The organism is Lysobacter hankyongensis (genome assembly GCF_039543145.1).
GTDB lineage: Bacteria > Pseudomonadota > Gammaproteobacteria > Xanthomonadales > Xanthomonadaceae > Lysobacter_I > Lysobacter_I hankyongensis.
In genome coordinates this window covers 191,243-216,852 of the sequence record NZ_BAABJE010000014.1, presented here as the reverse complement: position 1 = coordinate 216,852, position 25,610 = coordinate 191,243, and the positions used below count along the sequence as shown (strand labels likewise).

General features: G+C 67.3%; 20 protein-coding genes. 10 read left to right on the top strand and 10 right to left on the bottom strand.

Going from position 1 to position 25,610, the window contains the following annotated elements:
* The first annotated feature begins 106 nt into the window (after positions 1 to 106).
* From ABD974_RS12995 to ABD974_RS12965, 7 genes are read left to right on the top strand one after another with little or no spacing between them, the layout of a single operon-like run.
* Positions 107 to 796: a tetratricopeptide repeat protein gene (locus tag ABD974_RS12995; RefSeq protein WP_345303763.1), complete on the top strand. Its 690-nt coding sequence runs from the start codon at positions 107 to 109 to the stop codon at positions 794 to 796.
* The gene (locus tag ABD974_RS12990) at positions 793 to 1,458 is read left to right on the top strand and encodes an ABC transporter ATP-binding protein (RefSeq protein ID WP_345303762.1); all 666 of its coding nucleotides are present in this window, start codon (positions 793 to 795) and stop codon (positions 1,456 to 1,458) included. Before ABD974_RS12995 ends, ABD974_RS12990 begins: the two co-directional genes overlap by 4 nt.
* Positions 1,455 to 2,675, top strand: coding sequence for an ABC transporter permease (locus ABD974_RS12985; protein WP_345303761.1), 1,221 nt, complete (start codon positions 1,455 to 1,457; stop codon positions 2,673 to 2,675). The genes ABD974_RS12990 and ABD974_RS12985 overlap by 4 nt, the downstream gene beginning before the upstream one ends.
* Positions 2,672 to 3,415 carry an outer membrane lipoprotein-sorting protein gene (locus ABD974_RS12980; protein ID WP_345303760.1) on the top strand — a complete coding sequence of 248 codons (744 nt, stop codon included), beginning with the start codon at positions 2,672 to 2,674 and terminating at the stop codon, positions 3,413 to 3,415. The genes ABD974_RS12985 and ABD974_RS12980 overlap by 4 nt, the downstream gene beginning before the upstream one ends.
* Before the next feature lie 52 nt (positions 3,416 to 3,467).
* Positions 3,468 to 4,679, top strand: coding sequence for a hypothetical protein (locus ABD974_RS12975; RefSeq protein WP_345303759.1), 1,212 nt, complete (start codon positions 3,468 to 3,470; stop codon positions 4,677 to 4,679).
* Positions 4,680 to 4,684: 5 nt separating this feature from the next.
* Positions 4,685 to 5,539 carry a crotonase/enoyl-CoA hydratase family protein gene (locus ABD974_RS12970; protein ID WP_345303758.1) on the top strand — a complete coding sequence of 285 codons (855 nt, stop codon included), beginning with the start codon at positions 4,685 to 4,687 and terminating at the stop codon, positions 5,537 to 5,539.
* Entirely contained in the window at positions 5,536 to 6,096 is a 561-nt protein-coding gene (locus tag ABD974_RS12965; protein ID WP_345303757.1) for a hypothetical protein, read from the top strand. The genes ABD974_RS12970 and ABD974_RS12965 overlap by 4 nt, the downstream gene beginning before the upstream one ends.
* A 195-nt stretch (positions 6,097 to 6,291) precedes the next feature.
* Here ABD974_RS12965 and ABD974_RS12960 read toward each other — a convergent pair whose 3' ends face one another.
* The 3 genes from ABD974_RS12960 to ABD974_RS12950 all read right to left on the bottom strand — a co-directional run bounded on the left by ABD974_RS12960 (position 6,292) and on the right by ABD974_RS12950 (position 9,330).
* Positions 6,292 to 6,813 carry a hypothetical protein gene (locus ABD974_RS12960; RefSeq protein ID WP_345303756.1) on the bottom strand — a complete coding sequence of 174 codons (522 nt, stop codon included), beginning with the start codon at positions 6,811 to 6,813 and terminating at the stop codon, positions 6,292 to 6,294.
* 335 nt (positions 6,814 to 7,148) lie between these two features.
* On the bottom strand, positions 7,149 to 7,646 hold the full coding sequence (locus tag ABD974_RS12955; protein ID WP_345303755.1) for an MgtC/SapB family protein: 498 nt from the start codon (positions 7,644 to 7,646) through the stop codon (positions 7,149 to 7,151).
* Between the two features lie 73 nt (positions 7,647 to 7,719).
* Entirely contained in the window at positions 7,720 to 9,330 is a 1,611-nt protein-coding gene (locus ABD974_RS12950) for a PQQ-dependent sugar dehydrogenase (protein ID WP_345303754.1), read from the bottom strand.
* 38 nt (positions 9,331 to 9,368) lie between these two features.
* On the opposite strand from ABD974_RS12950, the gene ABD974_RS12945 reads away from it, so the two are divergent.
* Complete coding sequence (locus ABD974_RS12945; protein WP_345303753.1) at positions 9,369 to 10,631, top strand: phospholipase D-like domain-containing protein; 1,263 nt, start codon at positions 9,369 to 9,371, stop codon at positions 10,629 to 10,631.
* Here ABD974_RS12945 and pdeM read toward each other — a convergent pair.
* Genes pdeM through ABD974_RS12925 form a run of 4 tightly spaced genes read right to left on the bottom strand, consistent with a single transcriptional unit; the run spans position 10,615 to position 16,415 of the window.
* A complete protein-coding gene (pdeM, locus tag ABD974_RS12940; protein WP_345303752.1) occupies positions 10,615 to 11,280 on the bottom strand; it encodes a ligase-associated DNA damage response endonuclease PdeM in 666 nt (221 codons plus the stop codon). The genes ABD974_RS12945 and pdeM overlap by 17 nt on opposite strands.
* Positions 11,270 to 13,786, bottom strand: a complete 2,517-nt coding sequence (locus tag ABD974_RS12935; protein WP_345303751.1) for a ligase-associated DNA damage response DEXH box helicase — start codon at positions 13,784 to 13,786, stop codon at positions 11,270 to 11,272. The genes pdeM and ABD974_RS12935 overlap by 11 nt, the downstream gene beginning before the upstream one ends.
* Positions 13,783 to 15,408, bottom strand: coding sequence for an ATP-dependent DNA ligase (locus ABD974_RS12930; protein WP_345303750.1), 1,626 nt, complete (start codon positions 15,406 to 15,408; stop codon positions 13,783 to 13,785). The genes ABD974_RS12935 and ABD974_RS12930 overlap by 4 nt, the downstream gene beginning before the upstream one ends.
* Positions 15,405 to 16,415 (bottom strand): ligase-associated DNA damage response exonuclease, encoded by a 1,011-nt coding sequence (locus ABD974_RS12925; protein WP_345303749.1) that lies wholly within the window; start codon positions 16,413 to 16,415, stop codon positions 15,405 to 15,407. The genes ABD974_RS12930 and ABD974_RS12925 overlap by 4 nt, the downstream gene beginning before the upstream one ends.
* A gap of 186 nt (positions 16,416 to 16,601) precedes the next feature.
* Between ABD974_RS12925 and ABD974_RS12920 the strand changes: the two genes are divergently transcribed.
* On the top strand, positions 16,602 to 18,470 hold the full coding sequence (locus ABD974_RS12920) for a LodA/GoxA family CTQ-dependent oxidase (RefSeq protein ID WP_345303748.1): 1,869 nt from the start codon (positions 16,602 to 16,604) through the stop codon (positions 18,468 to 18,470).
* A gap of 3 nt (positions 18,471 to 18,473) precedes the next feature.
* Positions 18,474 to 19,589, top strand: a complete 1,116-nt coding sequence (locus ABD974_RS12915) for an NAD(P)/FAD-dependent oxidoreductase (RefSeq protein WP_345303747.1) — start codon at positions 18,474 to 18,476, stop codon at positions 19,587 to 19,589.
* A 136-nt stretch (positions 19,590 to 19,725) separates the two neighbouring features.
* On the opposite strand, the gene ABD974_RS12910 is transcribed toward ABD974_RS12915, so the two are convergent.
* The 3 genes from ABD974_RS12910 to ABD974_RS12900 are packed head-to-tail and all read right to left on the bottom strand — an operon-like array spanning position 19,726 to position 25,545.
* Positions 19,726 to 22,440 (bottom strand): TIR domain-containing protein, encoded by a 2,715-nt coding sequence (locus ABD974_RS12910; RefSeq protein WP_345303746.1) that lies wholly within the window; start codon positions 22,438 to 22,440, stop codon positions 19,726 to 19,728.
* Positions 22,437 to 25,355 (bottom strand): hypothetical protein, encoded by a 2,919-nt coding sequence (locus ABD974_RS12905; protein WP_345303745.1) that lies wholly within the window; start codon positions 25,353 to 25,355, stop codon positions 22,437 to 22,439. The genes ABD974_RS12910 and ABD974_RS12905 overlap by 4 nt, the downstream gene beginning before the upstream one ends.
* Positions 25,348 to 25,545 carry a hypothetical protein gene (locus tag ABD974_RS12900; protein WP_345303744.1) on the bottom strand — a complete coding sequence of 66 codons (198 nt, stop codon included), beginning with the start codon at positions 25,543 to 25,545 and terminating at the stop codon, positions 25,348 to 25,350. The genes ABD974_RS12905 and ABD974_RS12900 overlap by 8 nt, the downstream gene beginning before the upstream one ends.
* Positions 25,546 to 25,610: the final 65 nt, after the last annotated feature.

Below are 25,610 nucleotides of genomic sequence, written 5' to 3'. Positions count from 1 at the left end.
ACGGATCGGCCGCTCGCGCGTCCGGTTCGTCGCCGCTGCCATCTCCGGCGGCGGCAGCACACCGTGACCGGCAGCCTGCCGGCAACGGAATCGAAGGAGAGGTTCGGTGGGACATTCGCGATACTCAGTGTGTCTTGCGGTCGCCATGCTGGTGGCGTCGTTCGTCGCGTCCGCGCAGCAGATTCCCTATGGCGTCGTGGACCGGCAGAAGCTTGAGGCGGTGCTGCGGCAGGCCAGAACGCAGCTTGCGTCCAACGCCGATCATGCCGGCTGGCTGAAGGCGGCCGGCATCGCCAGCCATCAACTCGCCTGGCTGCGGGTGGATTCGGCTTCGGAAGACGCGGTGAAATATCTGAAGCGCGCTTCCGCGATGAATCCGGCGGACGCGGAACTGCTGGCGTATCTGGGAAGCGCCCATGCGATGCTCGCCAGGGACAGCAGCCTGACGGTCAACAAGGTCGGCAACACGAACAAGGGCCTGGCCCTGCTCGATCGCGCGGTCAGACGGGCGCCGGACAATCTGACCGTGCGCATCATTCGCGGCAGCGTCGCCTACGAGCTGCCGCCGATGTTTTCCCGGGAGAAGACCGCGCAGGACGACTATCTGTTCGTGGTGAAGGCGGCGCAGGCGGGTGCGCGCGTCGCGCCGGAGCGGCTCTCCGAGATCTACTTCAAGCTGGGGCAACTGGTCGCGAAGCGCGGCCAGGTCGATGTGGCGAACAAGTTCTACGCCAAGGCCCGCAGCGTCGCTCCACGCTCCGTCTGGGCCGAGAAGGCGAGAAAGGCCGTTCGATGATCGAGCTTGACGGCGTTTCGCACACCTATCGGATCGGCGAGCAGCGCACCAGCGCGATTCGCGAGGTGGATTTCCGCGTGGACCAGGGCGAGATCGTTTCGATCGTCGGGCCGTCCGGCAGCGGCAAGTCGACCCTGCTGAACGTGATGGGCTGCCTGCTGACGCCCGACAGCGGTGCCGTCAGGATCATGGGCAAGGACATGTCGCGCCTGAGCGACGCGGCGAAGGCCGAGATCCGGCGTCTCCACATCGGCTTCATTTTCCAGTCCTTCAATCTGATTCCGGTCCTGAACGCGTTCGAGAATATCGAATACCCGCTGATCATCGGCGGAGCCGCCGCTGGCGAGCGGAAACGTCGCGTCGGCGCGATCCTCGAACGGGTCGGGCTCGCGCAGCATCAGCACAAGCGTCCGGATCAATTGTCGGGTGGACAGAAGCAACGGGTCGCGATCGCACGCGCGCTCATCACCAATCCCGGGTTCGTCCTCGCCGATGAGCCGACCGCGAACCTGGACAGCCATACGGCGACCGAGATCCTCGCGCTGATGTCGGAGTTGAACCGCGAACTGAAGACCGCGCTGATCTTCTCGACCCACGATCCGAAGGTCTCCGCATTCGCCCACAAGCAGGTTCGCATCGAAGACGGGACGCTGGTCGCATGAATACGTGGAAGCTCGCGCTCCGGAACGTGTTCCGGAACAAACGACGGACAGCGATCACGTTCCTGTCGATCGTCTCGGCGGCGTCCGCGATCATCGTGTTCGGCGGATTCATCGACTTCTCGTTCGAGGGATTGCGCGAAACCACGATCAGGACCCAGTTGGGCCACTTCCAGATCGCGAAGAAAGGTTACTTCGAACAGGGGGCAGGGCTTTCGGAGCAGTATCTGATCGACGATCCCGCGGCGATCGAAGCGGACATCCGGCGCTCCCCGCTGGTCAGCGCGACGACCTGGCGTTTGTCCGGTTCCGGCTTGATCAGCAACGGCGAGACCACGCTTTCCGCCCGTCTCATCGGCGTCATGCCCGAGCGGGAAGAGGAATTCTCGGCCTTCGAGATCGTGCTGGAAGGCCGGCAGCTGGACGAGGATACGCCCGACGGCTGCGTGATCGGGTCTGGGCTCGCGAAAGGACTGCACGCCAGCGAAGACGCGTCGCTCACCATCCTCAGTACGACGCTGGATGGCGTGGTCAATGCGATCGACTGCAGGGTGGTCGGCATCATCCGCACCGCATCGAAAGAATACGACAACGTCTACGTGAAGGTCCCGCTGCCGCTGCTGCAGCGCCTGGTCGATACGCAGAAGGTCGAGAAGATCCTGGTGCTGGCCAACGAGACCCGGCAGACGCCCGAACTGCAGACGGTCATCGAAACGTCGCTGAGGAATCGGCCGGGACTGGAATACCGCACCTGGCTGCAGCTCGCCGAGTTCTATCGCGGCGTCGTCAACCTGTACACCAGCATCTTCGGCCTGACTTCGATCGTGCTCGGGATCGTGGTCTTCCTCAGCATCGCCAACACGATGGGCATGTCCGCGTTCGAGCGGTTCCGCGAAATCGGCACGCTGCGGGCCATCGGCCAGACGCGCGCCGGCATCGTGAAGATGTTCGTCTTCGAAGGCGTCCTGATCGGCATCATCGGCGGGCTTCTCGGTCTGACCGCTGGCGCTTTGTTGGCCTACGGCATCAACGCCCTCGGCGGCATCGATGTCGCGGCACCGCCGGGCATGTCCTCGGGGTACACCGCATTCATCAATCTGAGCCCGAAAGCCTTCCTCTACGCGTTCCTCACCTCGGTCGCGGCTTCCACCCTGTCGTCGTTCTATCCCGGGTATCTCGCGTCCCGGATGGACATCATCAAGGCGCTGCATCACTCATGACATTCATCAAGATCGTTTCCGTCTGCCTTGCGATCGGCCTCTGCGCCGCAAGCGTGCGCGCACAGGACATGGATGCGGCGGACATCCTCCGGAAGACGGATGCCGTCCGCTCGCCCTCGCCGAATTTCGCCTTCACCGTGCAGTTGCAGTCCAGGACGCGGAGCGGGCAGAGCGAGAGCGAATTCGAGGTGTCGGTCCGCGAAAGCACGAAGAGCCTGGTGCTGTACCGCCAACCGCTCAAGCAGCGTGGGCGCGCGTTGCTTCTGGACGGACCGAACATGTGGATCCATATCCCCGGAACCAATCGCCCGATCCGCATTTCGGCGCAGCAGCAGCTGGTCGGCGCGGTGTCCAACGCCGACGTGGCGCGCGTGGTCTTCAGCATCGACTACGGCACCGAGCGCATCGAAAAGGTGCGCGTGGGCGAGACGCCGGCGCTGAAGCTGTCCCTTCGCGCGAAGCAAGGCACTTCGAGCTATCAGACGATCCAGCTCTGGGTCGGCGAGCAGGACTATCGACCGCTGAAGGCGGAGTTCTTTTCGTTGTCCGGCAAGCTGGTCAGAACGATCCAGTACGGCGGCTACAAGTCCGTGCTGGGTCGACAGCGGCCGACCGTGCTGGAGATCACCGATGCGATCAATCCTTCGGTCAGCGCGACGCTGACGTTCTCCAATTTCAAGATCAAGGAAACGCCTGCCGAGTACTACCAGCCGTCGTATCTCGGGAGACTGTCGCATTAACCGCTTCGGATGCCTCTGCCTGCTCGTCGCCTGCCTGCATGCAGGCGTTTGCGTGGCCGCGCAGCAAGAGGCGCCTGCGCCGGCTCCGATGGCGTCCGATGAGTCGGGCGTCGAAGCGGAGAAGAGCGACGAGGCAGGCGACGCTGCAGGGTCCGGCCTCGATCTGTCCGGGTATGCCAGCGTGCGCGCCCGGCACGATCTGGAAGAGCATGGCGACAATGCCAGCCGGGCGTCCGTCGTCGCGGTGATCCGGGCGAATCTCGCTCTCGATGTCGGCAAACTCTCTGCGCAGCTGCGCCCGGAGTTCGTGCGGTCCTCGCGCTCTGGCGACCGGGTCGCGCAGGTCCGCGTGGACGAGGCGAACTGGGAAAAGGAGATCGCGGCGTCCTCCTTCGTGTTCGCGGGTCGCAGGCGGATCGTGAATGGCGTGGCGCTCGGACGGAATCCCACCGATTTCCTCAACCTCGACAAGCCGGAAGACCGCACGCTCGCCGACGAGGATCGTCGTGCGGAAAAGAAGGGGGACGATCTCGTCGGCTGGTCGCATTTCGGTCAGGCCTACAGCGTGCAGGCGGCGGTGGTTTCGCCCGAGGACGGGAGCGATCGCGTCCGTGCGCTCGTGCAGTTGACCGGAAGAATCGACGCGGTTTCGACCGATTACTCGCTCATCGGCTATTACGCCGAAAACCCGGGCGTGGGGCTCAATCTGTCGACGGTCATCGGCGACAAGATGACGGCCTATGCGGAAATGGCCCTGCGCAGCGACCGCGATCGGCCGCGGCCCGTTGCGGATGCGCAGAATGCATTGGTCGGGACGGCGGAAGATCGGGACGGATGGTTCGCGGACGTCGTCGTCGGCGGCCAGTACACCTCGGATGCGGGGTGGACGTTCACGGCCGAGTACTGGCGCAACGCCAACGGCTATTCGGATGCAGAGTTCTCGAGTCTCGAGCGCTCGCTGCGCACCGGGCTGGGCGATCCCGGGTTGGCCGGCAGCCTGATCGCGACGCCCGAACTTCGGCGGGAAAAGATGTTCTTCAGGATCAGCGACGTCAAGCTGCGCGACAACGTCGAGCTGGAAACCACGATGATCCATGGCTTCGACGACGACAGCCGATTCGTCCGCGGCGCCGTCATCTGGGATGTCGCGGACGCCGATGCCATCAAGGCGGGCGTGGACGTCTTGTCCGGGTCGGCATTCAGCGAATACGGCGCGAGCCCTGTCGAGACCAGGATTTTCCTCATCTACAAACGATACTTCTGACCCCCATGTCCAACATCCAGAGCGTGCCCGACGACGGGCTGATGTCGTTTCCGATTTCCGAGCGTTACTCCGCGGAGCACGATGCGTCGCTGCATCTCCTGTGGTCCACCTGGCGCGCCTGCGGGAAGCCATGCTTCAGCCGCGAGTTGCTGCAGGACATGGGCTACGGTGTCTCCACCCTGATCGACGGCACTTCTCCGGCCTCGCATGCGCTGCGCTATTTCGTGATGCGTTCCCGCTGGGATGGGGTGTTCACGCTTGGCGCGGATCTCGGGTATTTCCAGGAGATGATCCTGACCCTGGACCGCGACGCGTTGATGGCGTATGCGCGGCAGTCGGCGGACATGATGTACGCGCTGCATTCCGGTTTCGGGAAAGGCGTGGCTTCCATCGCGCTGGTGCAGGGTCGCTGCATCGGCGGTGGATTCGAGGTCGCGGTCGCCTGCGACTATCTGTTCGCCGAGCGGCAGTCGGAATTCGGTTTTCCGGAAATCCAGCTCGGCATCTTTCCCGGCATGGGCGCGCTTCCGATCCTGGCACGGCGCTTGTCGCGTAGCGATTACGAGGCGGTCTGCCACACCGGCAAAACCTTCAGCGCCGACGAACTGAAGGCCATGGGGATCGTCGATGTCGTCGTCGAGACCGGCGAAGGCGAGGGCGCCGTCGTCGACTTCGTGAAGAAGCGCCATGGCGCGTTCCGGTCCCACCAGGCGATGGCGGACATCCGCAGGCGCGCTTCACCGCTGTCGCGCGCGGATTTCCATGCCGACCTCGATGCCTGGGTGGACATCGTGATGTCTCTCGACAGGAGACGGCTGGCCCTGCTGTCCTTGGCGGCGCAGAAGCAGCAGACCGCATGACCGGCAAGCCGACAGCCTCGCCCCTCGTCGGGCTTGCGTCCCATCTGCTGCAGTTCCTCCCCCTGAGCGGCTTCCTGTTGGTCGCGTTCCGGCACGGAGCGCCCGGCCTGGAGGATTGGCTGATCGCCTTCATGGCCGGCGGCGCGATCGCCGTGCTGCAGGTCCTGCTCACGCTGGCGTTCGCGCGCGGTCGCCCACTCAATCGCATGCTCCTCGGCGTGAATGCGTATCTCGTCGTCGGCGGCTTTTCCGCGCTCACGAACCAGCTCTGGATACTGCAGTCGCTCAACGATCTGCGGGAGAGCGGCCTGTTCCTCTGCATCCTCGCGGTGGGCGTTCTCACCACGCTCGGCACGCCCGCCGGTTTCGTCGGGCGCGAGGATCGTTCCGGCGCCGGGCGGACCGCCCGCTATTCCTGGGTACTGCTGGCGCTCGCTGCGATCGCCACGATCCCTTCCTTTCTGCTCAGGGAGCAACTGCTGTATTCGGCGGTGATTCCCCTGACCGTCCTGAGCATGCTGCACCGGCGGTTGGGGAATCGCATCGAGACATCGTGAATGCCGCCGCCTCCGGTCGCGATGGCATCGATCGTCGGCAGGCGATGGCGAAGACGAGGAGGACGAGGCGGAAGTCTTCCGCACCGATCGCGCTTCGTGGCCGGGCCCGCGAAAGACGCGGGCCCGGGATGACACGAATGCGAACCATCGCATTCCTTTCGTGCGCACGCCTGGTCGCGACGACCTGCGTGGGGTTTACTTGCCGTCGCGATCGAAATCGCCCGGCATGGCGCGCTCGACACGGTCCCACGCGGCACGCGCCGCCGTGCGTGCACGATCCCACGACAGCGTGGATTGGCCACGCTGCGCGTCGTATTCGCGCTGCAGATCCGTTTCCACATCCTCGAAACGGCGGTCCGCATATCGCGCGCGGGCTTCATAGCCGGTGCGATAGGCCGGCGCGTAGTCGTCGTAGCTGTGCTCCTTCGCGTAGTAGGGTTCGTTGGGATACTGATTGCGCCAGTAGGCGTCTTCGGCGGTCGGATTCACGACTTCGCCGATGCCCTTGCCGGCCAGGCCGCCGACGACCGCGCCGATGGCCGCGCCCGCGAGCGCGCCCGCAGGGCCGGCCACAGCGCCGATGGCCGCGCCGGTGGCGCCGGCCGCGGCTGCGCCGATGCCGGTGCCGACCGGATGCGAGCCGGGCGTACCGGTGATCGGATCGCGGTTGAGATCCTTGTCCAGGGTCTTGTCGATGTTCTTCTCGTGTTCGTTCATGGGGATACCTGCGTCGGGGGAAACCACGGCGAAGTGCCGCAGCCATGGAAATAGGTGCAAGTTCCATGCCATCGGCGAATCCACCGCGCCATGCGCTTCCGCGGCGATCGCAACGAAACCTTCACGCGCATTTCGCATCGTCCGATCACGCGTTCGTGCAATACGCGGGCTGCGCATGTGCAAGCGCGCGTGCGCGACTCGATGCGAAGACGATGGCCTCATGTGCGCAGGCGTGTGCGTACGTGCGTGAATGCGTGTGCATGCGATGGGGTCGGCCTGCAGCATCGCCCTGCGGATCGCGCACGCAGGATCCGCCGCGGTGCGGCGGACGGACGTCATTCGTGTGCGGAACCGTCCGTGTCGTCGCCCTGTCGCGTCTTGAGCCTCGCCGAAATCCTGCGTTCGATCCGATCGAGCGCGGTCAGGACCAGCAACGTCAGCGCCGCGGCGCCGATGCCCAGGACGTAGTAGCGGAAGGCGATCGCGATGCCGATCACGGCGACGATGAGCAGCGACGCGGCGGTGGTGATGCCGATGACGGTGTTGCGCTCGCGGCTGGCGAAAATCGTGCCGGCGCCGATGAAGGCGACGCCCGCGACGACCGCCTCGACCAGACGGAGCGGATCCACAACGACATTCGACATGTGCGAGAAGCGCGCGTCGGCGAGTACCGATTGGCCGATGCAGACGAGCAGCGCGGCACTGCCCGCGACGAGGGTGTGGGTGCGGAATCCCGCTGGACGATCCTTGATTTCACGCTCGAGACCGACGATGCCGCCCAGCGACATCGCCAGGGCCAGGTCGACGATCATCCACAGCGGAGATGCGGCCATCAGGCGCCGGCCTCCTGCGGCGATGCCTGCAGCATCCGCGCGCCGCCACTGGCGGCGTGCCCGCATCCCGCCCTCATCGTGGCATCGCCGAGACACGCCACACGGCGTTGCCCACGTCGTCGGCCACCAGCACGCCACCGCGCGCATCGATGGCGACACCGGCCGGCCTGCCGCGCGCGTTGCCGGCATCGTCGACGAATCCGGTCAGGATGTCCTGCATCGCGCCCTGCGGCCTGCCGGCGGAAAACGGCACGAAGACGACCTTGTAGCCATTGAGCGGTGTCCGGTTCCACGACCCGTGCAGGCCGATGTAAGCGCCGCTCGCATCGAATGCCAAGCCCAGCGGCGCCACGTGCGATCCGAGCGCGAAGTCCGGAAGGATGGCGGGCGGCGGTGCGCCGCCTTGCGGCGGTGCCGGCGCGCGCGGATCGGGACGACCGTAGTAGCGATAGGGCCAACCGTAGAACGCGCCTTCGCGCACTTCGGTCAAGTAATCGGGCACGAGGTCGCTGCCCAGTTCGTCGCGTTCGTTCACCACCGTCCACAGCGCGCCGCTGGCCGGTTGCCATGCCAGCCCCACGGGATTGCGCAGGCCGGAAGCGAACACGCGTCCCTTGCCGCTGCGGAGATCGAATTCCCAGATCGACGCGCGACCCGCCTCGGCGGCCATGCCGTTCTCGCCGACATTGCTGTTCGAACCGACACCGATGTACAGCCGCGAGCCGTCGGCGCTGGCGAGCAGACTCTTGGTCCAGTGATGATTGAGATCATCGCCCTTGCCCGGCAGGTCGAACAGCTTCACAGGCGCCGCGTCGATGCGTGTGTCGCCGACGGCATAGGGCACCCGCACCAGCGCATCGGCATTCGCGATGTACAGCGTGTCCTCGACCAGCGCCATCCCGAAGGGCGAATGCAGGCCGTCGAGGAGCACGCTGCGCGTCTCGGCCCGGCCATCGCCATCGGCGTCGCGCAACAGGGTGATCCGGTCGGCGCTCGACACACCGGCGCCCGCCCGCTTCATCACCGATCCCATGATCGCGCCCCGCAGCCCGCGGATGCCGGACTTGCCCGGGGGCGCATTGCTTTCCGCCACCAGCACGTCGCCGTTGGGGAGCACATGGAGCCAGCGCGGATGCGACAGATCGCGCGCGAAGGCGGTGACCTTCCAGCCGTCCGCCGCGACCGGCAGCGACGATGCGGACCAGCCGACGGCGGGGGCGATATCGATGGTAGGGATGAGGCGTTGCTCCGGCGCGACGATCTTGGGTGTGGCTCCGGAGTCCTCGTTGGCCAGGAGTTGCGCCCGTTCACCGCACGCGGACAGCGCGATGGCGAACGCAGCCGCGGAGGCGATGCGCCATGGCCGCGCGCGCGATCGGAGCGTTCCGGGGCAAGCGGGGGTGGCGTCGTCGATCGGCATGGCGATTCCGATACGGGGCAGAGGGAAGGTATCCGAGGCTAACACCGCACACGGCGGCGGGAGATCCGCGCGTGTACGCGCTCGGCGCCGCTTCAGAAATGCGCATGACGACGTGCAAAACGCGCGATCGCTGTGCAAAACGCGCTGTGGAATCGCCATTCGTCGCGCGTTGCCGGACGCGCTCGCGGATAGGTATAGCATCTCCGGCCAACGCGCTCCGCGCGCCTCCGCACCGCAACGGGGCGCGAGGGCCGCGAGCGGCATCGTCGAAGAGGTGAGACTTGGCCTGGAGCAAAGGACGGATGCTGACCGTCATCATCACCATCGCCATCACGATCGTCATCGCCGCCATCGCGATGAATTTCGCCACGCCCGAAAAGCGCATCGAGCGCCGACTCGACCATCGCCATGCGATCGCGGACCCGCAGTTCCGCCGCGAGATGGGCGTCATGCTCGGTCCCGGCATCCTGCCCGGAAACCGCGTGACCGAATTGAACAACGGCGACGAAATCTTCCCGGCGATGCTCGATGCGATCCGCGGCGCGCGGCGCACCATCAATTTCGAGACCTACATCTACTGGTCGGGCGACACCGGGAAGGCGTTCGCCGAAGCGCTGTCGGAGCGCGCCCGCGCCGGCGTCAAGGTCAATGTCCTGCTGGATTGGGTCGGCAGCATCAAGATGGAGGACGCGCTGATCGAGCGCATGAAGGCGGCGGGCGTCGTCGTCGAGAAGTACCGGCCGCTGAAGTGGTACAACCTGGGCCGGCTCAACAACCGGACGCATCGCAAGATCCTCGTGATCGACGGTCGCGTGGGCTTCACCGGCGGGGTCGGCGTCGCGGATCAGTGGACCGGGCACGCCCAGGATCCGGAGCACTGGCGCGATCTGCATTTCAAGGTCGAGGGGCCCGTGGTGCTGCAGTTCCAGGCCGCGTTCAACGACAACTGGATCAAGACCACCGGCGAAGTGCTCAACGGCGAGGACTATTTCCCGCCGCTCGCCGAGGTCGGCGACATGCCGGCGCACATGTTCGTCGCATCGCCCTCCGGGGGCAGCGAAAGCATGCACCTGATGTATCTGATGACGATCGCCGCATCCACGAAAACCATCGATCTGCATGCGGCCTATTTCGTCCCCGATCCGCTGATCATCAAGGCGCTGCTCGCGGCGCGCGCGCGCGGCGTGCGCGTCAGGATCATGGTGCCCGGCAAGCACATCGATTCGGAAACCGTGCGTCTCGCCTCCAAGGCGCACTGGGGCGAACTGCTGCTCGGCGGCGTCGAGATCCACGAGTACCAGCCGACGATGATGCACAACAAGATGCTGATCGTGGACGAGGAACTGGTGTCGGTCGGATCGACCAATTTCGACGTCCGGTCGTTCCAGCTCAACGACGAGGCCAGCATGAACGTCTACGATCGGGCGTTCGCCACCGAAATGACCGCGGTCTTCGAAGCCGACATGGCGCATGCGAAGTCCTACACGTATGCGATGTGGGAAGCGCGCCCGTTCCGGGAGAAGTTCTTCGAGAAGCTGGTGCTGCCGATCAAGTCGCAGTTGTAGGTGCGTCGCCCGCGAACGAAGCGACCGCTTCGGATTCGACGCAGGCCACGAAGCGTTCGCCGTCCGCGATCTCGATCTCGCAGCCGCCCGTGAACAGCGAGAAGGCGGGCAGCACGGTCCGTTCGGGCCCGAGCCAGAAGATCGGCCAGCGCCCCGGAAGCGACGGCAGCCGCGACACCGGATGCACATGGCCGCAGACGACATGATGCGCAGCGACTGTCTCTGGCGCATGCCGGAAGGCGAGGCCGTCTTCGTCCACCGCAGGTCCCAGCAGCCCGACGCCGAGGCGTGCCGTCGCGAGCGCGGCATCGTGGTTGCCGGTCAGCACGCGGATGTCGAGCGTCGCATGGGCGTCGCGCCAGGCATGCCATCGGCTGCGCCAGGACGCCGCTTCGACCGCGCCATGCAGGAAGTCGCCGAGAATCCAGAGCTCGCGCGCGCCGGTGCGCGCCGCGAGAGCCGACAGGCGTTCGAGATCGAGCGCCGTTCCGCCCGTGGGCATCGCGATGCCGAAGCGACGGAACGCGTCGGCCTTGCCCAAATGCAGGTCGGACAGGATCAATCGCGAACGCGCGGGCCAGAACAGGGCGCGTTCGGCCAGCGCGCGCATCGGGTGCCCGCCGACCCGTACGCCGATGTCAGCGGGCATGGCGTTTCTCCAGTTGCGCCGCGGCGCGGCGGACGCGCGCCTGCCAGTCCTCGGTGCTGAGCCGCCCGCGGAACCCGTCGGTCCACAGCGGGAACGACAGCGGGGTGAAGCCGGACGGCGCGTGCAGCGCGATGGTGCGCCGCGCGCAGTCGTCCAGCGCCGCCTCGATGCGCTGCAGATCGAGCTGCACCTCCAGCACCTCGCGTTCCGCCTGGGCGAGCAGGACGTGGTCCGGGTCGAAGCGTCGCAACACGTCGAAGATCAGCCCGCTCGATGCCTGCACCGCGCGCATGGATTTCGGCGCGCCGCCGGGCAGCGACGGCACCAGCAGGCCGGCGATGCGCGCGATCTCGCGGAACTGGCGGCGCGACAGCTCGCCGAGATTCATGCCCTCGCGCAGATCGTCGAGCAGATGCGCCGGCGCCAGCATCGCGCGCACGGCGTCGACATCGAGCGCGACCGGATCGGCCGGCGAGAGCATGAAGCCGTAGTCGTTCGCGGCGTAGCGGAAGCTGTTCTTGCGTGATCGCCCCAGGCGCAGCGCGCACAGCGCCGCCAATCCTTCGTGTACGAGGCGACCCGCGAACGGATACACGAAGACGTGCTCGCCGTCGCGGGCGCGGATGCATTCCACCAGCAGCCGGCCCGGCGCGGGAAGATCGGAGAGGCGTCGCTGCAGCGCGAGCAGCCGCGCGATGGCGGACAGCTCCGGCACCCGCGGCGCGCCGTCGCGCGCGAGGCCGAACAGCGCCTCGGCTTCGTGCGCGAGCCGGTTCGACAGCGGCATCCGTCCGCCCTGCCACTGCGGCACGTCGCCGCCCGCGCCCTTCGCGATCTTCACGAATGCGGTCATGTCCTCCAGCCGGAACAGTTCGAGCATGCGGCCGGCGAACTGGAAGCGATCGCCGGGACGCAGGCGACCGACGAAACTTTCCTCGATCGATCCCAGGCGCGCGCCGCGCAGCAGCTTCACCGACACCGAGCCGTCGCTGGTGATGGTGCCGATCGAAAGCCGATGGCGCAGCGCGATGCGGCGATCGTGGACGCGGTACATGCCGTCGTCGTCGCGCACCACCCGATGATGGTCCGGGTACGCCTCCAGCGCCTGGCCGCCGCGAACGATGAAGTCGAGCACGGCCTGCCAGCGCCCGGCGTCCAGCGCCGCGTACGCATGGGTGCCGCGCACTTCGGCGAAGAGCGCATCCGCCGAGAATCCGCCGCCCAGTGCGAGGGTGACGCAGTGCTGCGCCAGCACGTCCTCGCACAGCGTCGGCGGCGGTCGCGGCTCGATGTCGCCGCGTCCCAGCGCGATCCGCGCGGCCGCGTATTCGACGAGTTCGAGCGCGTGGGTGGGCACGCAGATCACGTGGCCCGATTCGCCCGGGCGATGGCGCGAACGCCCGGCGCGCTGCTGCAGCCGCGCGATGCCCTTGGGGCTGCCGATCTGGAACACCTGGTCGACCGTGGGATAGTCCACGCCCAGATCGAGACTGGACGTGGCGACGACGCAGCGGATGCGACCGTCGCGCAGGCCCTGTTCGGCATCGGCGCGCAGTGATGCGTCGAGCGACCCGTGGTGCAGGGCCAGCGTCGACGGATCCTCCGGCCAGACCACGGACAGCGCCTGATGCCACAGCTCCGCCTGCGCGCGGGTGTTGGTGAACAACAGGCTCGTGCGCGCGGCGAAGATCCGCTCGACCACGCGCGGCAGTTGCCCCAGCCCGAGATGGCCGGCCCAGACGAAGCGCTCGCCGGCGTCCGGCAGCAGCGTCTCCACCGCCACCGCGCGCGGCAGCGGCGACGACACGATCGCGCCGTGCGGCGCATGCGGCAGCAGAACGTCGCGGGCTTCCTCGAGGTTGCCGAGCGTCGCCGACAAGCCCCACAGGCGCAGTACCGGCGACAGCGCGCGCAGCCGCGCCAGCCCCAGTTGCAGCAGCACGCCGCGCTTGTTGCCGACCAGTTCGTGCCATTCGTCGACGACGACCGCGCGCAGATGCGCGAAATTCTCCGCCGCCTCCGGATAGGACAGCAGCAGGGCGAGCGACTCGGGCGTGGTCACCAGCACATCGACCCGGCCGTTTCTGGCCAGACGTTTGTCGCGGGCGCCCGCATCGCCGGTGCGCAGGGCCACCTGCCAGTCCAGGCCGAGTTCGTCGATGGGCGCGCGCAGGGCGCGCAGCGTGTCCATCGCCAGCGCGCGCAGCGGCGTGATCCACAGCACCGCGAGTCGCCTCGGGTTCGCCGCGCGCCTGCGCGATGTGGATGCGGACGCCGCGCGCTGCGCTGCGCGTTGGCGCCGCAGCGCCTCGATCAGCGGGCCGCCGATCGCCGCGAGCGTCTTGCCGCTGCCGGTCGGCGTATGGATGAGACCGGATTCGCCGCGCGCGTAGCGTCGCCAGACCTCGCGCTGGAATCGCGCGGGCGTCCAGCCGCGCGCGGCGAACCATGCGGCGAGCGCCTTGCCTGCGGCGTCGCGCTCCACAGGCTCGCGATCGGCGCTCATTGCGCCAGCGCCCGCAGCGTGTCGAGGCGATCCGCCTCGGCGGCGGGCTTGTCGTGGCGCCAGCGCAGGATCCGCGGAAAGCGCACGGCGATCCCGGATTTGTGCCGGCGGCTGCGGTTCACGCCTTCGAAGCCGAGTTCGAACACCTGCTCGGCGCGCACCGACCGCACCGGCCCGAAGCGTTCGAGGGTGTTCGCCCGGATCCATTTGTCGAGCGCGAGGATTTCGCGGTCGTCGAGCCCCGAATAGGCTTTCGCGACCGGCACCAGCGCATCGCCATCCCAGACCGCGAAGGTGTAGTCGGTGTAGAGGGTGCTGCGGCGGCCATGACCCGACTGCGCGTAGATCATCACCGCGTCGATCGTGAGCGGATCGATCTTCCATTTCCACCAGTCGCCGCGCCGGCGCCCGGATTGATACGGCGAGGAGCGGCGCTTGAGCATCAGGCCTTCGACGCCGCGCGCACGCGCCTGCAGGCGCAGGCCGGCCGCGGACGCCCAGTCCGGCGCGCCGAGCACGGGCGACGGACGGATGCGGCCGTCGGGTGCTTCGCGCAGCAGCGCCGCCAACGCCGCCTGCCGTTCCGACAGCGGTCGCGGCCGCCAGTCTTCGCCGTCGAGCTCCATCAGGTCGTAGGCGAGCATCCGTACCGGGGTCGCGGCGAGCGTCTTCGGACCGGGTTTGAGGCGCTGGATGCGCGTCTGCAGCGCGGTGAACGGCAGCGGCGCATCGTCGTCGTCGCCCCACGCCAGCAGCTCGCCGTCGATCACGCAATCGCGGGGCAGGGCGGCGATCGCGCCTTCGATTTCCGGAAAGCGACCGTCGAGACGCTCTTCGCCGCGCGACCACAGCGCGACGCCGCCGTTGCGGCGGATCGCCTGCAGCCGGATGCCGTCCCATTTCCATTCCAGCGACCAGTCGGCGATGTCGCCGAGATCGGCCACGTCGGCGTCGAGCGGAGAGGCGAGGAAGAACGGATACGGCTGCTCGCGGTCGCTGGCGAGCGCCTCCGGATTGAGCAGGTCGGCGAGGAAGGTCGCGGTCGGCGTCCAGTCGCCGAGCATGCGCTGCGCGATCCGCGCGATCTCGATGCCGGACAGCGTCGACAGCGCCTGCTGCACGAGGCGCTGCGACACGCCGACGCGCAGCGCCCCGGTGAGCAGCTTGTTGAACAGCAGGCGTTCGTCGAAGGGCAGGCGCCGCCAGGCATCGACGACCACGGCGCGCCTGGCTTCGACCGGGGCGCCGGCCAGCGGCAGCAGCCGATCCTCGATCCAGTCGGCGAGGGATCGCGGTTCGCGGTCGGCCGCGACCGGATCGTCCAGCAGCAGCGCCAGCGTTTCGGCGAGATCGCCGACCTGGTCGTAGCAGTCGTCGACCAGCCAGTCGGCATTGCCGCTTTCTTCCGCGATCCACTGCCGCAGTTCGCGCGTGTCCGCGATCTTGCCGGCTTTGCCGCCGCCGGCCTTGCCGCCGCCGATCTTGCCGCCCGCCAGCAGCCACAGCGCCCATGCGGCATCGCGCGACGGCGCTTCGCCGAAATAGCCGACCAGCGCGGCGCGCTTGTCGAGCGTCGCGGTGCTGCGGTCGAGATCGCGATACAGCGCGGCGAAGCGTTTCATGCGTCGTCGTCGCCGAACCGGGTCGGAAACGCCTCCGCCGCGATGCCGCGTTCGTTGAGCGCGCGGATCAGCGCATCGGTATTGCCGTGGGTCGCGATCACCCGGGACGCGCCGGTGGCGACGATCGTGCGCAGCAGATCCGGCCAGTCCGCGTGATCGGAGATCACGAAGCCGCGGTCGTAGCCGCGCCGGCGCCGGTTTCCGCGCAGGCGCATCCAGCCGGAGGCGAATCCCAGCTGCGCGCGCCGGAATCGCCGCAGCCACGGGCTGCCGGCGGCGGACGGCGGCGCCAGCACGAGCGCACCGGCGAAATCCGCGCCGGCTGCGGACTCCGCGACGGTCCGCGTTTCCAGCATCGCGATGCCCTCGGCGCGATAGACATCGACGCCGGCCGCGATCGCGCCGTGGAGATGCGCCGGTCGATCGGTCAGCGCGCCCAGCTCGGCGAGAATGCGCTGCGCCTTGCCGAGCGCGTAGCACAGCAGCACCGCGGCATCGCCTTCGCGCGCGCAGTGATCGCACCATTCGAGGATCTCGCGCGCCACGTCCGTCGTCGCGGGCCAGCGGTAGACCGGCAGGCCGAACGTCGCTTCGGTGATGAACACATCGCAGGGCACGACCTCGAACGGCGCGCAGGTCGGGTCCGGCTGGCGCTTGTAGTCGCCGGACGCGACCCAGACCTCGCCGTCGCATTCGACCCGCACCTGCGCCGAGCCGAGCACATGCCCGGCCGGATGCAGCGACACCGTGGCCCGGCCGAGACGGAAGCGTTCGCCGTAGGCGTAGGCGTGGAAGCGCTGCTCGCCCAGACGCCATCGCAGGATCGGCAGGCCGTCGCGCGTGCCGTGATACTCGCCCATGCCGCCGCGCGCATGATCGCCGTGGCCGTGGGTGATCACGGCGCGCGCCACCGGCATCCAGGGGTCGATGTGGAAATCGCCGGCCGGACAATACAGGCCTTCGCGGCGGAGGACGATCAGATCGGGGCCGTGGGACGATCGCTGCATCGATCCAGTATAGCGACGCGCACGCGCATGCCGGCGGTCGTGCGAACCTCGTGGAATGCAGTGCAATGCGCACGGCCATGCCGCGCAGGATCGCGCTGCAGCGCACCTTGACGCCCGCCTGCGACCGCGCGACAGTCGATCGGTCCCGACAGGGGGACGCATGGAACACTCAACGGAGGAGTCGTGATGGGCCGGAGCAGCACAGGGGACGAACGCATCGCGTACGCGAAGATCCATCCGTCGATCGGCATCGCCCGGGTCGGCAATTCGAAGAAGGAAGACGGCTATTACATCGGCCCGCAGGTCGTCGATCCCGCGCCGAAACCGCCCGGCGCCTATCGCGACAAGGCCGGCGCGCTGAAGCGGGAGGTCGCGGAGTTCCGGATCTACGGTTACGACGCCGACGGCCGGGTGGTGCGCGAACTGCAGATGGGCGAGGGCATCGAGATCGAATGGACGGTCGAACTCGCGAACCACAAGGCCGCCTGGTACAACTTCGAACTCGCGCTGGACATCCCCGAAGCCGCGACCGCGCCGCCATCGACGCGCCGCAACGCCTCGATCAAGCTGCCGGAGCGCCACAAACTCGCGATCGAACCCGGCGCGCGCACCATCGCCAAGCCGGATGCGCAGGGCAAGGCGTATCGGTTCGACGGCGGCAAGTTCATGAACATTGCGGTGCCGCTGGGCGAACTGCGCACCGATGCGCAGGGCCGGCTGCTGGTGTTCGGCGGACACGGGAAATCCGCGTCGATCGACAAGAAGGCGCCGACCACCTTCGCCAACAACGATGGCTGGTACGACGACACCGGCGACGGCCCGGTCACCGCGCGGGTGAGGCTGGGCGGCCGCGAACTGAAGGTCGCGCCGGCGTGGGTGGTCGTAGCGCCGCCGAATTACGGCCCGCAGCAGAAATCCGTGCGCACCATGTACGCGCTGATGACCGACGTCGCGATCCAGGCCGGGCAGTTGCCGGCGCCGACCCGGCCGTCGTTCCAGCACGATCTGCTGCCGATCTTCCGCGCGATGTGCGACCTGCAGTGGATGAACGCAGGCTTCGCCGCAGGCTTCGGCCACGGCATGCCGCAGCACTTCCTCGCGCCCGATTATCTGCGCAAACTCGCGGCGCCGGGCGAGACCTGGGCCGAGCTGCGGCGCACGGTCGCGAACGCGTTCCGCAATCCCGACGACGGCGATGTTTCGATGAAGCCGTGGCCGTGGGTGTACGGCGATGCGATGGATGTCCCGATGCCGCCGGTACCGCGGGCGATGACCGCGTTGACCACCACGCAGCTGGCGATGCTGGACCGCTGGGCGAACGGCGACTTCATCGCCGATTACGATCCGGCGTTCCGGTCGCCGGGATCGATCGACGAGGTGCCGCTGGCCGAACAGCCGGCGATGCTGGATCGCGCCGCGCTGGAATTCTGCCTGGCCGACGCCTTCCATCCCGGATGCGAAATGACCTGGCCGGTGCGCCACGCGACGATGTATCTCGAACCGTATCGCTGGCGCCACCGCGCCAAGGACGATCCCGAACCCGATTACGGCACCACGCTGACCTCGCAGGAAGCGCTGTCGTACAACGGTCCGATGTACGGCCAGTCGCCGGGTTCGATCACGCGCTGGATGGCGATTCCGTGGCAGACCGACACCGCGAGCTGCCGTTCCGGCTATGAGCCGCAGTACGACCCGTATCTGCCGACCTTCTGGCCGGCCCGCGTGCCGAATCAGGTGCTGAGCGACGAGAACTACCGCAAGGTGATGAACAGGAAACTGTCGCGAGAACAGCGCCTCGCCGCGTTCAACGATCGTTCGGACTGGGATCGCACCCTGGGCGTGGGCTACGAGCAGCAGTTGCAGACGATGATCGACCACTTCGATCGCCAGGGCATCGTCGAGGTGCGTCCGGGCATTCCCGACGACCCGGATTTCCCGGCGGTGATGCAGGTCGAAGACCGCGGTGGCAAGGACATGACCGAGACCGAGCGCTATCTCACCGACAGCCGCATGCGCCGGGTGGCCATGCTCGGAACGCCGAAGCCGCGCGAATGACGTATGGCTGATCGTTGCGTGGCGATGACGGACTGGGATGCGATCGTCGTCGGCGCCGGGCCCGCGGGCTCGGCGCTGGCCTGCCGTCTGCGACCGCACGGCCGCGTGCTGCTGCTGGAACGCGATGCGGCCGTTGCGCCCGCATCGCGGCGCATCGGCGAATCGCTGCCGGGCGCGGCGCGCGTGCTGCTGCAGCGAATGGGCGCATTCGAACGCTTCCTCGCCGACGGTCACGCCGAACGCGGCGCGACCGTCTCGGCGTGGGATCGCGAGGAACCGGTGTGGTTCGATCACCTGCGCGATCCGAACGGACCCGGCTGGCATCTGGATCGCGCGCGCTTCGATGCGGGCCTGCGCGAAACCGCGGTCGCGGCGGGTGCGGTACTGATCGAGGACTGCGGTCGCCTGCGGGTGTCGCGCTCCGCGGACGCCTGGTGCGTCGATGTCGAAGCGCAGGGCACGCAGCACCGCGCGCCCGTGCTGGTCGATGCCAGCGGTCGCGGCGCGACCGTCGCCCGTCAGCTCGGTCTGGCGCGACGCAGCGACGACGCGCTGATCTGCCTGTACGCCCATCTGCCGGCGGATGCCGACGACGAGGACCAATGCACCCGCATCTGCGCCGATCGCGACGGCTGGTGGTACAGCGTGCGCATCCCGTCCGGGCAGCGCGTGCTCGCGTTACATCTCGACGCCGACGATCCTGCGCTGAAAACGCTGCGCGATCCGGAACGTTTCCTCGCGAAGGCGAAGCGGCAGCCGCTGCTCGCCGATGCGCTGCAATCAGCCGTCGCGGTCGAAGTGCATGCGCGCCCCGCCGGCAGCGCCACGCTCGACGTCGAAGCCTTGGCCGACACGCCGCCCGGATTCTTCGCCATCGGCGATGCGATGCTGGCGTTCGACCCGATCGCATCGCAGGGCATTTTCCACGCGCTGGCGTCGGCCGAAAGTGCGGCCAGTGCGATCGAACGACCCTCCGGCAACGCCGCATCGGCGCGCAAGTCCTACCTGGACGAAATGCAGTCCGTGCATGCGCGATACCGCGAACACCTGCACGCGACCTATGCCGGCGTCGTGCGGTATCGGCATGCGTCGTTCTGGGTCAGGCGAATCGAAGGATGACGTACGAACGAAAAGCCCGCTAGGCATACGGCACATCGGTGCCGATCCCCAGCCGTCGTTGCTGTCATGCACGACTCGAAGGTCTCTGCCGAATGGGGGCGATTCGCTTTTGCACGCGTTGCCGCGAAGTGACGCGTCATTGGCGTGGTCGGTGCGTTCCCAACGCCGCTTCGGCATCGGCAAGTTCTTCGTAGCGACGGCCGTAGCCGAGGGTGCGGATGAGTTGGGCGGCTAGGGCGAGTTCTGCGTTGTCGCGGAACATGCGAGCGCGGTGCAGGTGGATATCGGCGAGGAAGAGCGGCATGGGGCCGCGCTCGGCGATCTGCTGAGCTTCGGCCAGGTGCTTCAGGGCGAGGGCGTGCTCGCCGCGGACGAAGTGGTAGAGCGAGGCGGTGAGCAGGCCGCGCGGAAGGTGATTCATCAATCCTGCGGCGCGAAGGCCGCTGACGGCGGCGGCGACGTGCGGCAGGTCGAGCGTCGGTTGCGGGAGCGGGTTCGCCAGGAGCGCCCGGATCAGCCCGACGCGGGCGAGGGTCAGGTGATCTAGGGCGATGTCGAGGAGCAAGTTTCTTGGGGTCGACCAACTCAACGTCGTCATCGCCCGACGTTCGACCTCGGCAAGGTACTCTGAGATTTGAGATTTCGAATTGGAGATGGGCTGATTGAGCAAGTGCTGCCACGCGGCCTGTTCGGCCGGGGCCAGCAGCCAGTCGCAGTAGCGGAAGCCTTGCACCGAATAGAGCAGGTCGAACTCCGGCTGCCTTTCCTGCTGCATCCGTTCCGCCTCGGCGAAGAGGGTGCCGGCTTCGGCCCGCTGGCCGGAGTGGTGCAAGGCATCCGCCGCCGTGACGCGGTTGATCATCCGCTGGAACTCATCGCCACTTTGGTCGGCGTGGCGGATCGACTGGCGGGCGTCGGTCACGGCGTCCGGCAAGCGGCCCAGCGTTAACTCCAACTCGCTCATGTTGCTGGCAACAGTGGCTGCGTTCCTCCAACGGCCGCTTGCCGCGTTGAGTTCAAGAGTCGCACGCATCGGTTGCAGTGCGTCGGTCAAGCGGCCGAGGGCACGGAGGCGGAACGCAGCCTCGTTCAGCAGCCAGGCCTGATCGGCCGCGGTCAGGTTCGGCGACACCTGGCGCCACGGCTCGTCGAAGAAGGCGGCCACCGCCGCGAGGTCGGCCCCGATCGCCCCAAGTTTGAAGGTGCTGTAGTTGCCGCTGCTCCCCGTACCACGGAGGATGCGGTCGACGTAGACCTTATCGCACGCCTCCTGATGTCGTCCTGCGAGGCAGCCGTGGGCGACGGCTTCGTAGAGCGGGGCCAGCCCGTCGATGCCGTCCGGGCGGTGCGGCGTGTTCTCGCACAGGTCATCGAACAGCCGCGAGTGGGCCGCCCGGAACGCTGCCGGCTGGTCCTTCTTCAACTGGGCCGCGAAGTACTCGCGGATCAGCGGGTGGGCGTCGAGCGCGTCGGCCGAGACGGAGAGCAGTTCCACCTCACTCAGCCGTTTCACCGCGATGTTCCACTGCTGCGGCGTCAGCGTCACCAGCGCGTCGGTCAGCCCGGGAATCGGCGGCTCCGCCCGCAGGGCCTGCAGGCAACCCTTCGCCATCGGCCGCTCGAACAGGCCGGTCAGCCGCAGCACGGCCAGTTCGCGCTGGCGCTCCAGACCAGCGCTTTGCAGCCACCGCTCGTAGGCGATCATGACCTTGAACGCCGAGCGGCCCTGGTGCTCCTGGTCGGCCGCTTCGAACTTCACCTCGCGGTAGTGGCGGATGTCGCGGTCTTCATAGGCGTCGGCGATGAAGCGTCCGAGCAGGCTGAGGGTCAGCGCGTGGCCGCCGGTGCCTTGCCTCGCCGCGTGCAATTCCTCGTCCGTGCCTACGATGTTCAGGTCCCGCAGCAGCGCGACTGCCGCTTCCTTGCTCAACTTGTCGAGCTTCTGCGCTTCGGTGTTGGCGAGTTTGCCGATGTCCGTCAGGTGTTCGCGGGTGGTGACGACGACCAGGCCGGGGTTGTCGGCGGCCAGTTCCCGCAGCAGCGCGTCGAGCGCCTGGTCTTTCAGCCGCCCGGCCTGCGGATCGTTCGGCGGGTATTGCAGCGGTTCGATGCCGTCGAGGATCAGCAGCGTGCGGTGCTGGCGAATCAGCCCGGCCAGTCGCTCGCCGCGTTCATGCGCGCTGCCTTGGGTTGGATCGGTGTCGCCGAAGAATGCGAGCGCCTTGGCGATGAACAGGTCGGCTGAGGTCTGCCGACTTTCGCCGGTCCCTTGGCTGTAAAAGCTCCAGTCGAAGTACCGTTCGACGCCGGGCCAGCCTGTCGCCGCGAACCGAGTCTGCACCCAGTGGAACACCAGCGACGTCTTCCCCGCACCGCCCCAGGCGACCAGCGTGTAAACGTTCAGCGTCCCCTTCGCCCACGCTGCATCGAGTGCCGCCAATTCCGTCTCGCGGCCGAACAGCACGCGCGGCGCGTGTTTGTCCAACTGCGTGCCGGAGATCTTGACCCTTTCGCCGCGACCCTGGCGAAGTTCGATGACATCGCGACCATCGAAGCTGGTTGGGAGCCGGCAGTCGTCGATGCGGATCGGAACGACTTTCCTGCCGAGCTGCCGTGCGAACCGAACTTCCTGATCGACCCAATACGACCCGACCGATGCATGAGACAGGACGACGACGAAGGCGTCGCAATCACGGATTCCCTGTTCGATTCGAGGCCAGAACTCAGCGTCGGGTTCGATGGTGTGACTATCGTTGAAGATCTCGTCGTAGCCCAGCGAGCGAACAAGCTGAATCAATTCGGCGACGTATCGATCATCGGGACTGCTGTGGCTGATGAAGGCATTTTTCATCGGCTGCCCCCAATCGCCGCTTCGGCATCGGCGAGTTCTTCGTGGCGACGGCCGTAGCCAAGGGTGCGGATGAGTTGGGCGGCTAGGGCGAGTTCTGCGTTGTCGCGGAACATGCGAGCACGGTGCAGGTGGATATCGGCGAGGAAGAGCGGCATGGGGCCACGTTCGGCGATCTGCTGGGCTTCGGCCAGGTGCTTCAGGGCGAAGTCGTGCTCGCCGCGGACGAAGTGGTAGAGCGACGCGGTGAACAGACCGTGGGGAAGGTAATCAATTTGCCCTGCCTCGCGGAGGCCGTTGACGGCGGCGGCGACGTGCGGCAGGTCGAGCGTCGGTTGCGGCAGCGAGTTCGCCAGGATCGCCCGGATCAGACCGACGCGGGCGAGGGTCAGGTGATCGAAGGCGATAGTGAGTAGGCTCATTTCGTTGTCGATCATCCATTTCAGCGTGATCGTCGCCCGGCGTTCGACTTCGGCAAGGCACTCTGAGATTTGAGATTCCAAATTTGAGAGGGGCTGATTGAGAAGTTGCCGCCATGCGGCCTGTTCGGCGGGGCCCAGCAGCCAGTCGCAGTAGCGGAAGCCTGGCAGCGAATAGAGCAGGTCGAACTGCGGCTGCCATTCCAGCTGCAGCCGTTCGGCCTCGGCGAAGAGGGTGCCGGCCTCCATCCGCTGGCCGGACTGGTGCAAGGCATCCGCCGCCGTGGTGTGGTTGACCATTTGCAGGAACACATCGCCACTTTCGTCGGCGTGGGCGATCGACTGGCGGGCGTCGGTCACGGCGTCCGGCAAGCGGCCCAGGGTCACCTCCAACGCGCTCAGGTTGTTGGCATTGATCGCCGCGTTCTTCCAGTTCTGCTGCTGAACTCGCATCGCAAACCCGGCACGCATCGTTTGCAGCGCTTCGGTCAAGCGGCCGAGGGCACGGAGGCGGAATGCGGCCTCGTTCAGCAGCCAGGCCTGATCGCCTTCGGTCAGATTCGGCGACACCTGGCACCACGGCGCGTCGAAGAACGCCGCCACAGCCGCGAGGTCGGCCCCGATTGCCCCAAGTTTCTTCGTGCTGTAGAAGCCGTCGCCGTCCGTGCCGCGGAGGATGCGGTCGGCGTAGACCTTGTCGCACGCCTCCGGCTGTCGACCGGCGAGGCAGCCGTGGGTCACGGCTTCGTAGAGTGGGGCCAGTCCGTCGATGCCGTCCGGGCGGTGCGGCGTGTTCTCGCACAGATAATCGAACAGCCGCGAGTGCGCCGCCCGGAACGCCTCCGGCTGCTCCCGCTTCAACTGGGCCGCGAAGTACTCGCGGATCAGCGGGTGGGCGTCGATCGCGTCGGCCGAGACCGAGAGCAGTTCCACCTCGCTCAGCCGTGTCATCGCGATGTTCCACTGCTGCGGTGTCAGCGTCACCAGCGCGTCGGTCAGCCCCGGAATCGCCGGCTCCGCCCGCAGGGCCTGCAGGCAAGGCTTCGCCATCGGCCGGTCGAACAGGCCGGTCAGCCGCAGCACGGCCAGTTCCCGCTGGCGCTCGGGTCCACCGCTGTGCAGCCAGCGCTCGTAGGCGATCATCACCTTGAACGCCGAGCGGCCCTGGTGCTCCTGGTCGGCCGTCTCGAACTTCACCTCGCGGTAGTGGTGGATGTCGCGGTCTTCATAGGCGTCGGCGATGAAGCGCCCCAGCAGGCTGAGGGTCAGTGCGTGGCCGCCGGCGTCCTGCCACGCCGCGTGCAACTCCTCGTCCGTGCCGACGATCTGCAGGTCCCGAAGTAGGGCGACCGCCGCTTCCTTCGCCAGCTTGTCGAGCTTCTGCTCCTCGGTGGTGGCGTATCCCTCGACGTTGGTCAGGTGTTCGCGGGTGGTGATGACGACCAGGCCGGGGTTGTCGGCGGCGAGTTCGCGCAGCAGGGCTTCGAGCGCCGGGTCTTTCAGCCGCCCGGCCTGCGGATCGTTCGGCGGGTATTGCAGCGGTTCGATGCCGTCGAGGATCAGCAGCGTGCGGTGCCGGCGAATCAGCCCGGCCAGCCGTTCCCCGCGTTCATGCGGGCCGCCGACGGTCGGATCGGGGTCGCCGAAGAATTCGAGCGCCTTGGCGATGAACAGGTCGGCGGAGGTCTGCCGGCTTTCGCCGGTCCCCTGGCTGTAGAAGCTCCAGTCGAAGTAGCGCTCGACGCCAGTCCAGCCGTTCGCCGCGAAGCGAGTCTGCACCCAGTGGAACGCCAGCGAGGTCTTGCCCGCACCGCCCCAGGCCACCAGCGTGTAGACGTTCAGTGTCCCCTTCGCCCAAGCCGCATCGAGTGCCGCCAATTCCGTCTCGCGGCCGAACAGCACGCGCGGCGCGTGTTTGTCCAACTGCGTGCCGGAGATCTTGCGCGTGAGCTTCGGCACAACGGGAAGGATCGCGTGCAGATCGCCGATGAGCTGGCCGAGCAGGTCGGTGTCGTTCTTGATCGGGATGGCGTATCGCCTGCACAGCAGCAGTCGGTCGAGGTGCGTCTGTTGGGCGGACGCTTTGTCGGTGGCGTAGACGAGCAGCGGAATGTCGTGGTGCAGCGCGATGAACGCTTCCCACTGCGTGTAACTGATGCCGGAGAAGTCACCGAGGGCGGCCCGCAGCTCAGGATATTTGGCGAGAAAGTCGGGCTCGGCGTTGAGGTACTCGGCGACCGCAGCGGAATGGGCGATCGCGCCGGGCTTCTCTCCGACCAGGTGAATGACGACGGCCCGCGGGCGGATCTCGTCGGCCAGCTTCTTGACCGTATCGACGGCCGTCTGCGGGAAGTCTTCCTGCACCCGCACGTTGCTCCGCGTGCGGGCGAGGTATCCGCGCAGTTGCTTTCGCAGGCCGGGGAATGGTGCGCCGTCTTTCTCGAACTCGTCGGAGACACACGAGATGAAGATGCCATCAGGTTTCGGTTGGTCAGTCATCTTGTTTCTCTGATCCGACTTCGGTATCCGAGAGTTCTTCGGTGCGACGGCCGTCACCGAGGGCGCGGATGAGGATGGCGGCTCGGGCGCGTTCGGCTTTCGCATCGACATTCATTCTTCCGCCTTCCTCCTTGAAACTTCCGGCGAACTTCCCTCGCGTCGGGTGGATGTCGGCGAAGAAGAGCGGCATGGGGCCGCGTATGGGACGTTCAAACGTCCTTTTCGAAGAGTCTGGCGAGTGCGCGGCGGCCGCGC

What these genes read in the sequence shown, in the direction of transcription:
- ABD974_RS12990 (WP_345303762.1), top strand. Translation starts at nt 793, where the DNA reads ATGATCGAGCTTGACGGCGTTTCGCACACCTATCGGATCGGCGAGCAG.
- ABD974_RS12985 (WP_345303761.1), top strand. Translation starts at nt 1,455, where the DNA reads ATGAATACGTGGAAGCTCGCGCTCCGGAACGTGTTCCGGAACAAACGA.
- ABD974_RS12980 (WP_345303760.1), top strand. Translation starts at nt 2,672, where the DNA reads ATGACATTCATCAAGATCGTTTCCGTCTGCCTTGCGATCGGCCTCTGC.
- ABD974_RS12970 (WP_345303758.1), top strand. Translation starts at nt 4,685, where the DNA reads ATGTCCAACATCCAGAGCGTGCCCGACGACGGGCTGATGTCGTTTCCG.
- ABD974_RS12965 (WP_345303757.1), top strand. Translation starts at nt 5,536, where the DNA reads ATGACCGGCAAGCCGACAGCCTCGCCCCTCGTCGGGCTTGCGTCCCAT.
- ABD974_RS12960 (WP_345303756.1), bottom strand. Translation starts at nt 6,813, where the DNA reads ATGAACGAACACGAGAAGAACATCGACAAGACCCTGGACAAGGATCTC.
- ABD974_RS12955 (WP_345303755.1), bottom strand. Translation starts at nt 7,646, where the DNA reads ATGGCCGCATCTCCGCTGTGGATGATCGTCGACCTGGCCCTGGCGATG.
- ABD974_RS12950 (WP_345303754.1), bottom strand. Translation starts at nt 9,330, where the DNA reads ATGCCGCTCGCGGCCCTCGCGCCCCGTTGCGGTGCGGAGGCGCGCGGA.
- ABD974_RS12945 (WP_345303753.1), top strand. Translation starts at nt 9,369, where the DNA reads ATGCTGACCGTCATCATCACCATCGCCATCACGATCGTCATCGCCGCC.
- pdeM (WP_345303752.1), bottom strand. Translation starts at nt 11,280, where the DNA reads ATGCCCGCTGACATCGGCGTACGGGTCGGCGGGCACCCGATGCGCGCG.
- ABD974_RS12935 (WP_345303751.1), bottom strand. Translation starts at nt 13,786, where the DNA reads ATGAGCGCCGATCGCGAGCCTGTGGAGCGCGACGCCGCAGGCAAGGCG.
- ABD974_RS12930 (WP_345303750.1), bottom strand. Translation starts at nt 15,408, where the DNA reads ATGAAACGCTTCGCCGCGCTGTATCGCGATCTCGACCGCAGCACCGCG.
- ABD974_RS12925 (WP_345303749.1), bottom strand. Translation starts at nt 16,415, where the DNA reads ATGCAGCGATCGTCCCACGGCCCCGATCTGATCGTCCTCCGCCGCGAA.
- ABD974_RS12920 (WP_345303748.1), top strand. Translation starts at nt 16,602, where the DNA reads ATGGGCCGGAGCAGCACAGGGGACGAACGCATCGCGTACGCGAAGATC.
- ABD974_RS12915 (WP_345303747.1), top strand. Translation starts at nt 18,474, where the DNA reads ATGGCTGATCGTTGCGTGGCGATGACGGACTGGGATGCGATCGTCGTC.
- ABD974_RS12910 (WP_345303746.1), bottom strand. Translation starts at nt 22,440, where the DNA reads ATGAAAAATGCCTTCATCAGCCACAGCAGTCCCGATGATCGATACGTC.
- ABD974_RS12905 (WP_345303745.1), bottom strand. Translation starts at nt 25,355, where the DNA reads ATGACTGACCAACCGAAACCTGATGGCATCTTCATCTCGTGTGTCTCC.
- ABD974_RS12900 (WP_345303744.1), bottom strand. Translation starts at nt 25,545, where the DNA reads ATGCCGCTCTTCTTCGCCGACATCCACCCGACGCGAGGGAAGTTCGCC.